This is a genomic window from Levilactobacillus sp. (genome assembly GCF_022646225.1).
Classification (GTDB): domain Bacteria; phylum Bacillota; class Bacilli; order Lactobacillales; family Lactobacillaceae; genus Levilactobacillus; species Levilactobacillus suantsaiihabitans.
This window is the reverse complement of sequence record NZ_JALCJA010000001.1, coordinates 1-13,193: the sequence shown is the minus strand read 5'-3', so window position 1 is coordinate 13,193 and position 13,193 is coordinate 1. Positions and strand designations below refer to the sequence as shown.

At 48.8% G+C, this 13,193-nt stretch carries 11 protein-coding genes, 18 tRNA genes and 2 rRNA genes; 4 read left to right on the top strand and 27 right to left on the bottom strand.

Features of this window, described 5'->3' with window-relative positions:
• The first annotated feature begins 405 nt into the window (after window positions 1-405).
• Window positions 406-1,341, top strand: coding sequence for a hypothetical protein (locus LKH74_RS00155; RefSeq protein WP_287787887.1), 936 nt, complete (start codon window positions 406-408; stop codon window positions 1,339-1,341).
• A gap of 132 nt (window positions 1,342-1,473) precedes the next feature.
• Here the strand turns inward: LKH74_RS00155 and LKH74_RS00150 are convergent, their stop codons facing one another.
• The 3 genes from LKH74_RS00150 to LKH74_RS00140 are packed head-to-tail and all read right to left on the bottom strand — an operon-like array spanning window position 1,474 to window position 4,124.
• A complete protein-coding gene (locus tag LKH74_RS00150; RefSeq protein WP_287708047.1) occupies window positions 1,474-2,799 on the bottom strand; it encodes a glycosyltransferase family 2 protein in 1,326 nt (441 codons plus the stop codon).
• Window positions 2,800-2,808: 9 nt separating this feature from the next.
• Window positions 2,809-3,321: a hypothetical protein gene (locus LKH74_RS00145; RefSeq protein WP_434737629.1), complete on the bottom strand. Its 513-nt coding sequence runs from the start codon at window positions 3,319-3,321 to the stop codon at window positions 2,809-2,811.
• Window positions 3,321-4,124, bottom strand: a complete 804-nt coding sequence (locus tag LKH74_RS00140; protein ID WP_135368014.1) for an EAL domain-containing protein — start codon at window positions 4,122-4,124, stop codon at window positions 3,321-3,323. Before LKH74_RS00140 ends, LKH74_RS00145 begins: the two co-directional genes overlap by 1 nt.
• A gap of 781 nt (window positions 4,125-4,905) precedes the next feature.
• Here LKH74_RS00140 and LKH74_RS00135 point away from each other — a divergent pair.
• Window positions 4,906-5,334 (top strand): hypothetical protein, encoded by a 429-nt coding sequence (locus LKH74_RS00135; protein WP_287708048.1) that lies wholly within the window; start codon window positions 4,906-4,908, stop codon window positions 5,332-5,334.
• A gap of 341 nt (window positions 5,335-5,675) precedes the next feature.
• On the opposite strand, the gene LKH74_RS00130 is transcribed toward LKH74_RS00135, so the two are convergent.
• From LKH74_RS00130 to LKH74_RS00120, 3 genes are all read right to left on the bottom strand, one after another.
• On the bottom strand, window positions 5,676-6,407 hold the full coding sequence (locus LKH74_RS00130; protein WP_287708049.1) for an adaptor protein MecA: 732 nt from the start codon (window positions 6,405-6,407) through the stop codon (window positions 5,676-5,678).
• A gap of 146 nt (window positions 6,408-6,553) precedes the next feature.
• On the bottom strand, window positions 6,554-6,961 hold the full coding sequence (gene spxA / locus LKH74_RS00125; RefSeq protein WP_135368016.1) for a transcriptional regulator SpxA: 408 nt from the start codon (window positions 6,959-6,961) through the stop codon (window positions 6,554-6,556).
• Window positions 6,962-7,164: 203 nt separating this feature from the next.
• A complete protein-coding gene (locus LKH74_RS00120; RefSeq protein ID WP_287708050.1) occupies window positions 7,165-7,905 on the bottom strand; it encodes an MBL fold metallo-hydrolase in 741 nt (246 codons plus the stop codon).
• A gap of 124 nt (window positions 7,906-8,029) precedes the next feature.
• Here LKH74_RS00120 and LKH74_RS00115 point away from each other — a divergent pair, with 124 nt between their 5' ends.
• A complete protein-coding gene (locus LKH74_RS00115) occupies window positions 8,030-8,527 on the top strand; it encodes an antibiotic biosynthesis monooxygenase (RefSeq protein ID WP_135368018.1) in 498 nt (165 codons plus the stop codon).
• Between the two features lie 131 nt (window positions 8,528-8,658).
• Entirely contained in the window at window positions 8,659-9,882 is a 1,224-nt protein-coding gene (locus LKH74_RS00110; RefSeq protein ID WP_287708051.1) for a DUF2075 domain-containing protein, read from the top strand.
• Between the two features lie 95 nt (window positions 9,883-9,977).
• Here LKH74_RS00110 and LKH74_RS00105 read toward each other — a convergent pair whose 3' ends face one another.
• From LKH74_RS00105 to LKH74_RS00005, 21 genes are all read right to left on the bottom strand, one after another.
• Complete coding sequence (locus LKH74_RS00105) at window positions 9,978-11,138, bottom strand: diaminopropionate ammonia-lyase (RefSeq protein ID WP_287708065.1); 1,161 nt, start codon at window positions 11,136-11,138, stop codon at window positions 9,978-9,980.
• A gap of 98 nt (window positions 11,139-11,236) precedes the next feature.
• Window positions 11,237-11,311: transfer RNA gene (locus LKH74_RS00100), tRNA-Asp, on the bottom strand.
• Window positions 11,312-11,316: 5 nt separating this feature from the next.
• Window positions 11,317-11,390, bottom strand: a tRNA-Met gene (locus LKH74_RS00095).
• 22 nt (window positions 11,391-11,412) lie between these two features.
• A tRNA-Glu gene (locus LKH74_RS00090) sits at window positions 11,413-11,485 on the bottom strand.
• A gap of 9 nt (window positions 11,486-11,494) precedes the next feature.
• Window positions 11,495-11,582, bottom strand: a tRNA-Ser gene (locus tag LKH74_RS00085).
• A 4-nt stretch (window positions 11,583-11,586) separates the two neighbouring features.
• Window positions 11,587-11,661: transfer RNA gene (locus tag LKH74_RS00080), tRNA-Ile, on the bottom strand.
• Between the two features lie 6 nt (window positions 11,662-11,667).
• Window positions 11,668-11,738 (bottom strand) — tRNA-Gly (locus LKH74_RS00075).
• Window positions 11,739-11,759: 21 nt separating this feature from the next.
• Window positions 11,760-11,832, bottom strand: a tRNA-Phe gene (locus tag LKH74_RS00070).
• A 53-nt stretch (window positions 11,833-11,885) separates the two neighbouring features.
• A tRNA-Asp gene (locus LKH74_RS00065) sits at window positions 11,886-11,960 on the bottom strand.
• A gap of 3 nt (window positions 11,961-11,963) precedes the next feature.
• Window positions 11,964-12,037, bottom strand: a tRNA-Met gene (locus LKH74_RS00060).
• A gap of 10 nt (window positions 12,038-12,047) precedes the next feature.
• Window positions 12,048-12,137: transfer RNA gene (locus tag LKH74_RS00055), tRNA-Ser, on the bottom strand.
• Between the two features lie 31 nt (window positions 12,138-12,168).
• Window positions 12,169-12,242 (bottom strand) — tRNA-Ile (locus tag LKH74_RS00050).
• 14 nt (window positions 12,243-12,256) lie between these two features.
• Window positions 12,257-12,330, bottom strand: a tRNA-Met gene (locus LKH74_RS00045).
• A 28-nt stretch (window positions 12,331-12,358) separates the two neighbouring features.
• Window positions 12,359-12,432: transfer RNA gene (locus LKH74_RS00040), tRNA-Pro, on the bottom strand.
• A 6-nt stretch (window positions 12,433-12,438) separates the two neighbouring features.
• A tRNA-Arg gene (locus tag LKH74_RS00035) sits at window positions 12,439-12,512 on the bottom strand.
• A 36-nt stretch (window positions 12,513-12,548) separates the two neighbouring features.
• Window positions 12,549-12,620 (bottom strand) — tRNA-Gly (locus LKH74_RS00030).
• Window positions 12,621-12,624: 4 nt separating this feature from the next.
• Window positions 12,625-12,697: transfer RNA gene (locus LKH74_RS00025), tRNA-Thr, on the bottom strand.
• Window positions 12,698-12,745: 48 nt separating this feature from the next.
• Window positions 12,746-12,818, bottom strand: a tRNA-Lys gene (locus LKH74_RS00020).
• A 3-nt stretch (window positions 12,819-12,821) separates the two neighbouring features.
• Window positions 12,822-12,894, bottom strand: a tRNA-Val gene (locus tag LKH74_RS00015).
• 6 nt (window positions 12,895-12,900) lie between these two features.
• A 5S ribosomal RNA gene (gene rrf, locus LKH74_RS00010) occupies window positions 12,901-13,017 on the bottom strand.
• Window positions 13,018-13,086: 69 nt separating this feature from the next.
• Window positions 13,087-13,193, bottom strand: a 23S ribosomal RNA gene (locus tag LKH74_RS00005); the annotation flags it as partial.

The following is a 13,193-nucleotide window of genomic DNA, read 5'->3' as shown; positions in this document are numbered from 1 at the left end:
CCCGCCTACTTATTGTGTCTTCGTATTACTATGGTATTGCATAAAATAACAAGTGGAGGGATTTAAATGAGTAAAAAAACGATTAACGTGGCTACAATTGCCATTTTCATGCTTGCATTTTTAATCTTAATTGTAAAAGATGTTATGAAGTGACAAAAGTGGGAAAACGTACAGATCTAAATGACCCTGATATTATGGCTTCCCAAGAAGCGGCATGGCGTTGGGGAAAGACAAAAGACTATGTCAGGCAAATTGTGGTAACTAGGGAAGTTATGGAAGCCGTGACAGGCCACGAGGAAGTGCGAGAATAACAGTAAACCACCCTGCCGATTAATGGGTGGTTTTTTATGTGCTTCGGACTGCGTTATAATAGCATAACAGGAATTATATTAGGTGGTAATTGGATTGTTCAAAATCAATGGAAAAGGCACTGCATTACTAATGCTGATAGGTGCCGTGGCGGGGAGCATGGCCGTAACTAACGCGTCGGCTAAAAGTAAATTGGATAAGGAAATTAGTAAGATAGATATTAGTAATTTGTCAAATCTGAGTTCTGAATATACGTATGGTGCTAACGCCAATAACAATAGTGTGAATCACTATAATCTTTTTCAAACGTATAAAATTAAGTCTAAGTTAGTATTAACAAACGAGTTTAGGCATAAAAAAGTTATTTTGCCCAAGGGTTCCGTGGTAACAGGTAATAGTGATGGTCAGGGAAACTTAGTTAACGTGGATAATACAACGTTAAGTATCAAGAATCAGAAAAAGGTTTTCAAGAAGTTGGGTAATTGGCATTATAGTAAGACTTTTTTGAAAGAAAATGGGGCTGCTAAGTATCCATATGTACGTACAACGGCGTTTTCCAAAAACTCAGTAGCTGCCTTTCCAATGCTATATGCAAGAAAAGAAACATCTAATTCTGATAATGAGACGACATTTCCGTTCATTTCGGTAACAGCGGATAGCCAACTTGCATATCATTCAAAAGGTCAAGTGTTCAGGGCTACGCGCTATGCAAAAATCAAAAAAGTTAAGCGTACTCACGCAAAAATCACATACTATTTGTCAAAGAGACTGGCTGGGGTGACTACAAAGAAAGTTAGAGTTGGAAACGCATATCGTTATAGGGTTAGTCTAAGGATTGGGCATGTGTTCCAGCCTAGTTTTGCTAGTGACACAGGCTCATATCATGTAACGATCAGCAACGGAAAGCAAAAGTTTTATTTCGTAATTTTCTCGCCTAGCCCGGTTGAGTCGTATCTTGATAATTTAAACGGTAAATATGTAACTCCACATGAGCAGAGAATATCTTCTGATTATATCCAAAGTTTGTACTAAAAAAAACGACATCAAGTCCCGGAAAATCCGTTTCCGCGAGACGCGATGCCTTTTTCATTTCTAAAAGAATTCTAAAGATACGCCCAGCCCCGGTTACCAATTCCCGCGCCCGTTCGTTAGTAACCATAGACGCTACTTTTTTTGCAGCGACTTGCGTTTGGGACTGACCCAAGTGCCGGAACCGAAGCCCAGGATGGTCTTTAGCGCCGGAATAAAGGTCATCACCACCGTGACCGGATTGACCATCCAGTAAAACAGCATGTATAGCGGCGCAAACAGCATGTATTTCAGCTTGATGCCGTGATGGTCCAGTAGCAAGGCCGTCAACAGCTGCATGAAGCCCGCGAACAGCTCAAACGTCACGAAGATAAAGGAAATAACGAGGCCATGTATGACACGCTCGAAGTCGCCGGTCACCAGGAAATAGCCCATGGTCGCCAGAAATGCGATCGATGTCAACGTGAAGAAAAACGACCAGATGATCGACAGAGTCGAGTCGGCAAACATGGAAATTTGGTAGCGGTGTTCAATCGGGTGTAACAAGAACTTTTTAATGTTGGTCAACCAGACCTCGGTACCCCCTTGGGCCCAGCGCTTCCGTTGCTTGTACAGGTCGCGGATCGTTTCGGGGACGTTCATGTGAAAGATCACGTTGGGCGCAAACCGTGGCACGGCTCCAATCATCTGGTGGTCCCAGGCGATACTGATGTCCTCGGTGGCCCGATTTTGCCGGAAGCCGCCGACGTCGATCAGAAAATCCTTCTTGTACAGCGTGTTGGCCCCACTGTACGCGTACATGGAATCATTGATGGCCGTTTGACTGCGCTTGATGACACCCACAATGCTGGTGAACTCGACCGTTTGCGACTTGCCCAACAGGCTCGAGCGGTTCTGCACGTCCATGTTGGCGGTCACGGCCGAGGTATTCATGTCACGGTCGCGCATGAAGAAATTCATATACTTCATCAAGGCGTCCGGCTCGGGAATCGTGTCGGCATCGTTGCTGAGAATGTACTCCCCCTTGGCAAAGTACATGCCGATGTTAAACGCGTGGGCCTTCCCCTTGTTCTTCAGGATCTCGACCGTACGCAACCGCGGGTATTTTTCCTGCAGGCGGGCAATGATGGCACCGGTGTCGTCGGTGGAGCCGTCATTCATCACCAGCACCTCATAATTGCTGTAATTCAACTGGTCAAACAGGTAGGTGATGGTCTCTTCGATCATGACCTCCTCGTTGTGCGCGGGAATCATGATGGTGATCATCGGCTGCTGGTCGACCGGAATCTCATGCCAGTCGGTATCGCGCTTGTTGGTCTTCAAGAACCGATAGGACAATGCCCCTGCGAACCAGAAAAACGACCCGATGACCGGATACAAACACAGAATCAACAAAAAGATGTTCAGGAGCGTCTGGCCCAGCGTGGCCTTTAAAATGCTGTCAATAAAAACGTTAAGCATGCGCGCCTCCTATTCATCCAAATCGTTCAAATCATGCTTGCGGTATAAATTTTGAATCTGATCCGTATCCAAGTTTTGTTCCGGCTGGACCTGATACGTCCGAACGTTGTGGCGGAAGTCCTCATCCCCAAACCGGTCGTCCATGAACTTTTCCAGCTCAGTCTCCCGTTTCTTTTGGTTGATCGGATTAAACGTCGGCCACTGTTCCACCACCCGGTCACGCTTGCGGTTCTGGATGATGGTCATCCCCACCGCAAATAACGACACCATCACCAGCGAGAACAACAGGATGATGCCAATGAATTTGATTTCGAAGATGCCTTCGGAATACGACCACAAATGCGGCACCCGCGGGTCATAGACTGCCCAAAAGGCCGTGACCGTGATGACCACGGGCACCACCACGCAGATCCAGCCGAAAATGGCCACCAGGGTCTGCCAAATTTTCAATCCCCAGTGACCTTTTTCAAAGTACGCATCTGTATATAATTGTTGCTTCGGTTGTTTGGCTTGTTTTGCCACTATTGTCTAGCCTCCTGCGGGTTCATTGGCCGCCCGAACCGGTAGCCTTGCCGGACCCGAATCTTTAATTGCTCGGCCAATTGCTCATCGGCCTCATCTTCGACCCCCATCAAAATCAGTTGGATGTCGTTGTCCTGGGACAACCGATTCCAAAATTGCAGGTTCAAATCCAGCCACACGGACGGGTCCTCCTTGCGAAAGCTGCGCATGGAACATTTCAGCGAATCCACTTCTGGCAGCAGCCACTCCACGCTCTTCAGGTTGGCCAGAGTCGACCCTACGTTATCGATATCAAACCGCATGCCATACGACCGGGCCTCACGCACCCGGCGACGGAGTAACCGCTTGTTGATATGGTCCTGGTGATTGGCCGTATACTCCACGGCCAGCGACATCGGGGTAATCTTGGAAATGGCCCAGCGCACGAAATATCGGAAATCCGGGCTAATGATCTGGTCGTATTCCAGGTTGATGGACAACGTGATGGGCTCGGTCGGCAACGACTTGAACGTGTCCTCCAGTAAAAAAATCACCCGCTGTAAGGGCAAGGAGTCCAACTGTCGCGGCAACGACCAGGAGCCATCGGCGTTGTGCTGGCGTAACAGGCACTCGTACCCCGTGGTGTGGCCCCGAAAGTCGACCTGCTTTTGGATAAAGTAGCGGAGTTCAATTTCATGATTTTCCAAATAGTTATTGGAACTTTTGCGCGAATACCAAAAATAAATGGCAATAGTGGCAACCAAGACGACCACGGCCACGCCGGTGATTCCTAACAACACCGTTTCCAGCTGCGCTAACGTCATTTTTCTGCCCACTCCATTTCATAAACTTAACACCCCTAATTTTAATATTTGACGGGGGAAATTCAAGCGATTCACCTAGTGGGTGTCACAGCTGGTCAAAATTGGGTGGGCCCCTTCGTAGAGTTATCACACCCGGCTACCGTCAAAATAACGATTGACGAATCCAGAGACTGGCGGCGGATTCGCTCCTGTCGCGATAAAGTGGGATTGGTCCTATATTGTCCACTAAGCCATTCAGGGTTTAAAATATTCTTTTGTTTATTAAAAAACGCCGAGAATTTCGTTGATAGCTTGTGTGGTTTTTAAGTTGTGATCCATCAGTCTCTGCGTCTCCACCGGCCCTTCTCCTGCACCACCACTTAGCTACGCTCTAGCCTTCTTTCACAGTGCTATACTTAAATCGGAGGTGAAGTCATGAACCAATTCATTACGGGAACCATTGCGTTAACTAGTCTTTCACTAGCTCTATTTAGTATGCCAACTTCTGTTCAAGCGTCAGCCTGGCATACCTCTGCTATTCCAAGCAAGTTACGCGGTCATTGGTACGCTCGCGATAACCATCACCAAGGCGTCCGTATTCATAAACATACAATTCATTACAGTGGCGAAAAAAGTACCCGAGTAAAATGGCGGTACGTTGGTCATAAGTCCTATCGTTTCAAATACGCCCATTCAGCTGATTTTATTATCCATCTAAAATATTACAATCAGCACAAAATTACTATGAATTCGTTCTGGCATAGTTATTATCGCTAAATTACTTTTTATCGGAGGAAAGAATATGAACAAGAATATCTTGATGGTCAGTCTAGCGACGGTCTCACTTGGTTTAGGGCTGTCTGCTACACCCGTTACAGCTAATGCAAAGGTTTACTCAACCTTGCCTAAGGTCTTACGAGGAAACTGGAAAAAGCACATCGGTTGGGAACACGCTAATGGAAAAAGATGGGAACGCGCATACACCTACGTCGGCTATAAGCATAGCTTTTGGACAGGAATGACCGGATCAGATACATATCCAGAAACAGTTCGTTACGTTATAGGAAAGGGGCACGGTATTTATAAAGTCCATACAAAAACAACCATAGGTGGAACCCAATATCATATCGTAACAATGAAGCGCACCAAAAAATCGCTCCGACTCACCAGATATTGGGGCGGGAAAAAATCATTGGCCCGCTATACCAGCCATCACAAAGCCATCGAATAACATAAGGGCCTGGGGCAGCCACCCCAGGCCTTTTGCGTCCAACTCTAAATAGTCTAAACGTGTGCCAGAAAGCAGTCTTAATACTCACCGGCTAACTGCCTATCCACTCTTTATTCGGTCTCTCTATTATTCAAATTCAATTACTCATTTTCTGAAAAAAACAAAAAAATCTCCAAACCCCTTGTACAAGAAGAGGTTCGGAGAAAAATGCACAGTATTTATATGAATATCGTAAAGTTGTGCTTTTATTGGGCATTTTACAGGAAAACATAGGAATTGATAGGAAAAGTTAAAAACGCAAATACTGTTATATCAACGTTTCAGGCTCCTACTAGTTCCGATTAGTCACTCAAAAAATGAAACCGTGTGAGCTCAAGTGCAGAGTGTTCCATAATCAACTTCCCGTGTTCCGCTAACACATCTGGGGCCACCTTGGTCCGGTCGGCGTATTCGTACGCCACGGCCAATTCGTCCTTGATGGACTCGAAGGATGACTCGTTGGTGAAGAAGATCAATTCCAGATAGTAGTCGTGATTGTAAAGATACAGGTTGGACGCCGCGTTTTCCAAACGCAAGACGCGTGCTACGCTGATCATGTCTTCAAATGAATGTAACTTAACCACGCGAGTCGTCGTTGGCTGGCCCTTGTCGTTCAAGTAGTCTTCAATATCGTTGGAATCGCTGGTGGTCGTCGCTGACTGCAGGTGTTTCATATAATCCCGTGGGTCATCCGTTTCCATCAAGCGCTCCTTAATCTGATCCGACACTTGATCGGGGTGAGCACTATCGACACTAGCATCGCCCTGGTTGTTGTCAGTCGAGGCATCATCCTCGTCTGTATTCTTACTGATAAACAACTCCAGACCGTTACGGTTCGGCAAAACTTGGAAGGTTACCGCGTCGTTGTCTTGGAATTGGTGATCAACGTCGACTTCCTCCAAGATACTGTAGAAGAAGCCTTCGATTTGTTTGTGGTTACCGAGCAGGTCTAAGACCGTAATGCCGCGTTCACTTAAGTCGTCATTACCAATAACCACCCGAATCGTGTTTTCATTGATTCGTTCCATTTCCATGAATAACACCCCTTTCTCGTGGGTTTTGGGTATTGTCCTTGATACTCATTTTAGTCTATTTTACCGGCTTGTAAAGTCATCATACCAAAAAACCGGACTGCAAGTAACATTTTCTCACAAATCCGGTCAGATGCAACTAATTAAGCTTAATTTGCGCCATTTACCAATCGCTGAGCGCGTTGAAGTTCTAATGCGCGGACTTGCCGGGGTAAGAAGCGCCGAATCTCCTCTTCATTGAAACCCACTTGCAGACGTTTGTCGTCGACCATAATCGGCCGCCGCAAGATGCCCGGATGGGTTTGAATCAAGGTAAACAGGTCACGGAGCGGTAAATCATCTAAGTCAACGGTCAGTTCCTGATAAACACGGGAACGCTTTGACACGATTTCCTCCGTGCCATCTTCGGTCAAACGCAAGATGGATTTAATTTCGTCGATCGTCAAGGGTTCGGAGAAGATATTCTGTTCACGGTACGCAATACCATGTTCTTCGAACCACAGACGGGCTTTGCGACAAGAGGTACAACTAGGCGAGGTGTAGAGCGTAACTGTCATATTCTTTTCCTCCTTCACGGTCAATAGATTTGTTTGATTAGCTCTATTATACCGATTTTATGAGAAAAAGAAAGACCTTTCTTAAAAATATTTAATTTACAATTTTACCCCATCTGCCTATTATTGTATTAACTTGTTACCTAACACCACCGTTTTGACAATTAATCAGTTTTAAGCAATTAACATTTCTCGAATAAAAAGCATTAGATTTCATAAATAGACCCTGCTGAAACGACACTGACCTTCGTGGCCGCACCAGCCGCTTCCTGTGCTTCATTGCCCAGTTGTTGCAAGTCACCCGTTTGCGGCAAATGCGTCAGCAACAGGCGTTTGACCCCGGCTTGCTTCGCCAATTGACCGGCCTGCGTGGAGGTCAAATGCCAAGCGGGCCCCTGGTGATCGGCGTAGAAATTGGTGTCGGCCAGCAGCACATCGACGCCGGTCGCCCATTCGGCCAGCCCCGCAAAGGCCGCCGTGTCCGCCGTAAAGGCCAGCGTGGCCCCCGTGGCCGTTTCCGTGATGCGGGGCGCATAGGCGGGAACGGGATGATGGGTCGGCAAGAAGTCAATAGTGAATGGTCCCAGGTTCAGGGTCTGGGCCGGATCGTACGCCTGACCGACCGTGGCGTTGGGCCAGGTCAAGGCGCCAAAATTCAACGGATCGGCGGTGTGTCCATAAATCGGCAAGACCGGTTCGGCCCGTTTGCCCGCTTTCAACTGCCACAAATACTGTAAGACCCCGACGTCGGCGGTATGGTCGTGGTGATAATGCGTCAGCAACACCGCATTCAATTGTAAGGGGTCTAAGACCTTCTCTAAGGCCAACAACGCCCCACTCCCACAATCGACCAGCAACCGGTAATCACCGCTAGTCAGCAGGTAACTACTGGTTCCTACGCCATTGTGGGGGTAACCCCCGTAGCAGCCTAACACAGTTAATTTCACAAGAATCATCCTTTCCTAAACGTTTTATCTTCAGTTTAGCGCGGCGGTTCAAAAGTGTAAACGTTTCGCTTTTTTTCAGAAGAACCTTATAATAAAGGTAACAAACTAGTCAGGAGGGATGAGCATGCTTCATGAATTAGCAACAACTTTTGGCAGTAAGGATCTGTTAGACAAGATCATGGCGGACAATCCGGACCGCAAGATGGTCTTGTTAGCCGGTTCCGATGCCGATGAAGGTCTCCAATTGGTGGATGCCTCCGGGAAACCGTCTGTTTTCAACGGTGGTTTAAACTATCGTGTCCAGCTCCACCAAGGGTCATCTGAATGGCAAGGTTTCTTCAGCTTCAAATACTTCACGTTCGATCAGGACACGGCCAAGGTCTTTGACGCCAAGGCCAATCGCCTGGCCAGCAACGGCCTCCCCAGTGGGATGACCGCGATGTACGTCTTGACCAAGGAGAAGAACGCCAATGAATACGTTCTCCTGACCATCTGGGCAGACAGCGATGCCTACGCGCTGTGGCGCCACTCACCGGCCTTTGCGCCGTTTGACCCGTACGCCGTCAGTGCCAACCATTTCCACAGCGCTTCTTATCACCAAGTGACTGCGGACGAAAAATAAAAAATGCTTCACACCAGCTGGGACGTGGTCGTTCCGGCTTTTTTGTGCCCGCTTGCCTGGCCCACCTGGGTTTTCTCGATCACCCATTCGCGGTACAATGGGCGTATTCTGTTTAGAAAGGTCGTGGTGATTTGTTCACGACACCATCCAACGCCGCAACGGCGAAACTTTCTCCACTGTTGCCGCTAACGCCGGCCCAGACCCAGCTGGTCGACCGCATTTTTACCTTTACCACGACACACCTCAACCAACCTGGTCCCGCTATGTTTGCCCTCTACGGCGATGCGGGAACTGGCAAGAGTGTCGTTTTGGCCCACCTCTTCAACCGCATTCAAGAGGCCGCCAGAACCCAAGCGACGAGTCCCTTGGCTGGTACGGAGAACTACTTTTTAGTCAACCATCCGGAGATTCTCAAGGTCTATCGTGAGATTGCGGGGCACCAACCTCACCTCTTTAAAAAGGACATCCAGCGACCGACTTCGTTGATCAACCAAATCAGTCAGGGCAAGCGTCACGCCGACGTGCTGGTCATCGACGAGGCACACCTCTTGCTCTCGCAGCCGGACCATTACAATAATTTCTATGGTCACAATCAGTTAGCATCCTTGATGGCCACGGCCAAGGTCATCATCGTGGTCTTTGACGAGACCCAGGTCCTGCGCCTCAAAAGCTACTGGACGGAACAACGTCTGGAAGCGTTGATGGCCCCGGTCCCTCACGAGGTCTATCGCCTGACCCACCAATTTCGGATGCAGGCCAGCGACGACCTCGTGCGCTGGATCAATGACTTTACCCACCAACGACTCCGCCCGCTACCTTCATCCGGTGGAACTAACTACGATCTGCGCGTCTTTGCCGACGCCGAAAAAATGCGCCAGGCCATCGTCGCCCGTAACCAGGAAGTCGGCCTGTCCCGCATCGTCTCGACCTCCGGCTACCCGTCCACACTTGACGGGGGCAAGCACTACATCACGGAGGGCGCTTTTCACCTCCCCTGGGACCAGTACAACTACACCGCAACGCCCTGGGCGGAACTGCCACAAACCATCAACGAGGTCGGCTCGATCTACACCTGTCAGGGGTTCGATTTGAACTACGTCGGCATCATCTTAGGGCCACCGATTGGCCTAGATGAGCACGATCATCTGGTCATCCACCTTGACCGCTACACGGACGTCGAGGCGTTCAAGCGCCGCGATGACCTGACGGATCCCCAAGAGCTCACCGTCATTAAGCAACGCCTAATCTTAAATTCCATCAACGTTTTAATGAAACGTGGGGTCAAGGGCCTCTACATTTACGCCCACGATCCCCGTCTCAATCACTATCTCCAACAGGGCCGTCACCTGGCCTGAAACAAAGAGGACCATTACTAGCCAACATGTGCTTAGTAATGGTCCTCTTTTTAAACTGATGCGTTCGTTTATGACGCAATTAATGGTGGTCAACGTTAGCCAACAATCTCTTGATACACCTGCTCATCCGTATCTCCCTCGGTATTAATCACTAACACGCGAGATGCAGGACCTAATTTCAGTTGTTGCCGCAAAGTCTGGTCCCGTAAAGCGGCATTAACAAAGGCAAATGCAGCAACCCCCGATTCACCCGCAACAATTCGCGGATCACCTTCCTGAGGTCTCGCTAGTACGCGCATGCCGATGCGGGCCGTCTCGTCAGAAAGGGTCCCGTAGTAGCTCGCCGTGTCACGAATGACTGGAAATGAAATCAGGCTGGGTGTCTGGCAATTTAAGCCCGCCATGATCGTTTGCGGGGACCCGGGAACGGTCTGTCTGTCACCATCGGCCCGTTGCGCGGACAAGTAATAACACGCGACCGTTGCCGGCTCAACGATGGTCACTAGCGGTCGTTGGGCCGGTGGTAGAAAGCTAAACAACGCGTCGATGATGCCCGCCGAGAGCTGACCAACCCCTGCTTGTAAAAACAGATGTGTTGGATACTCGTCTGCTGACAACTGCTTAAGGATCTCATCAACGATAATGCTGTAACCACTAGAGATTTCCTGTGGAATTTTCGTATAGCCCGGCCAGGCCATATCCTGAATCAAAATGCCATTGGGATCTTGATCAGCCAGTTTCGTGACCAATTTCACGGTATCATCATAATTTTTCGTCGTAATTTCTACCGCCGTCTGATTAAACGCAGCAATATGCTGGGCCCTGGTCCGCGTAGAGCCTGCCGGCATTTTAACAACTGCATGCGTGCCCAATTGGTCGGCAGCCCAGGCAACACCGCGACCATGATTGCCATCCGTTGCCGTGTAGAACGTGATCTCATCGGCGATCCGTTTCACTGCCGGTGTTTGAAGTTGCGAATACCGCAACTGCGCAATCGGCAACCCGGCCTTTTGGGCAATACAACAAGCCATGGCATAAAGACCACCAGTAGCCTTAAATGATTTTAACCGGTCACTAAAACGTTGCGATTCATCCTTAACCAATAAGCTACCGATATGCTGATTTCGGGCATAATTTGCCAATCGGGTTAACGGTGTTGGCCGATAAAAGGGCACCGATTGGTAAAATTGTGCGACCTGTTTAACCACCCCTGAATCATTAAAGGCGCGCTCCCCAAGACAAAAAGGGCTATCCATTAACTGTATATCAGCCATCACGTCGTATCTCCTTTTTTCCATAGATCTTTTCTCAACAGATACCAAAAAAGCCTCCCCCACAGGAAGACTCTCATGGACGGTCCGTACGAGACTCGAACTCGTGATCTCCTGCGTGACAGGCAGGCGTCCTAAACCAACTAGACCAACGGACCAAATATTGCGGGAGTAGGGTTTGAACCTACGACCTTCGGGTTATGAGCCCGACGAGCTACCAGACTGCTCCATCCCGCGATAATATGAAATTGTGAAACAATGACCCGTACGGGATTCGAACCCATGTTACCGCCGTGAAAGGGCGGTGTCTTAAACCACTTGACCAACGGGTCATAACTAAACGGAGAAGGAGAGATTCGAACTCTCGCGCCGCTTCCGCGACCTATACCCTTAGCAGGGGCACCTCTTCAGCCACTTGAGTACTTCTCCATAATGGGCCTAAATGGACTCGAACCATCGACCTCACGCTTATCAGGCGTGCGCTCTAAACCAGCTGAGCTATAGGCCCATATAAAGCGGGTAACGAGAATCGAACTCGCGACAACAGCTTGGAAGGCTGTGGTTTTACCACTAAACTATACCCGCAATATAATGAGATATATTTAATGGCGCGGGACGGAATCGAACCGCCGACACATGGAGCTTCAATCCATTGCTCTACCGACTGAGCTACCGAGCCATTTAACCATTTAGAAGTTATGAATACCATACTCAGCTAACCAAATATGGTAACGGTCCGTACGAGACTCGAACTCGTGATCTCCTGCGTGACAGGCAGGCGTCCTAAACCAACTAGACCAACGGACCAAATTGCGGGAGTAGGGTTTGAACCTACGACCTTCGGGTTATGAGCCCGACGAGCTACCAGACTGCTCCATCCCGCGATAATATAAAAGGAGGATGAGAGATTCGAACTCTCGCGTGATTTTACTCACCTGACGGTTTTCAAGACCGTTCCCTTCAGCCAGACTTGGGTAATCCTCCATAAATAACACATACAAGTGCCCTCTGGTGATGGACCTTGTAGGACTCGAACCTACGACCGAACGGTTATGAGCCGTTTGCTCTAACCAACTGAGCTAAAGGTCCAGTTCAAGTCTAAATCGCGGCGGGGGGGATCGAACCCTCGACCTCTCGGGTATGAACCGAACGCTCTAGCCAGCTGAGCTACACCGCGAAGTGTTAAATAAAATTTATTTATTTAATCGGGAAGACAGGATTCGAACCTGCGACCCCCTGGTCCCAAACCAGGTGCTCTACCAAGCTGAGCTACTTCCCGTTAAAATGCACCCAGTAGGAGTCGAACCTACAACCTTCTGATTCGTAGTCAGACACTCTATCCAGTTGCGCTATGGGTGCAAAATGATAATTCATGCTTAGTACCTCTCGGTACGAAGCGGAAGACGGGATTCGAACCCGCGACCCCCACCATGGCAAGGTGATGTTCTACCACTGAACTACTTCCGCAAAATGCCGACTAGAAGATTCGAACTTCCGACCCCCTGTTTACAAGACAGGTGCTCTACCAACTGAGCTAAGTCGGCATAGCCAGTATCCGTTCAATATCTAATTGCCAAACGCCCGAAGGCGAATGAGCCGTGACAGTCTCGAACTGTCGACCCTCTGATTAAAAGTCAGATGCTCTACCAACTGAGCTAACGGCTCAAATGGAGGATACAGGGCTCGAACCTGTGACCCTCTGCTTGTAAGGCAGACGCTCTCCCAACTGAGCTAATCCTCCAAAACCGCGTAGCGACGTCCTATCCTCGCAGGGGGCGATCCCCCAACTACTATCAGCGTGCTGAAGCTTAACTTCCGTGTTCGGCATGGGAACGGGTGTATCCTTCAGGCTATCGCCACTACACTTTGAAAGAACTTCTTCTTTCAAAACTAGATATTATCAATTCATTTTCTTTGAGAACACCAATTCTACTTGGTTAAGTCCTCGACCGATTAGTACTGGTCCGCTTCACGTCTCACAACGCTGCCACTTCCAGCCTATCTACCTGATCATCTCTCAGGGGTCTTACTTCCATATAG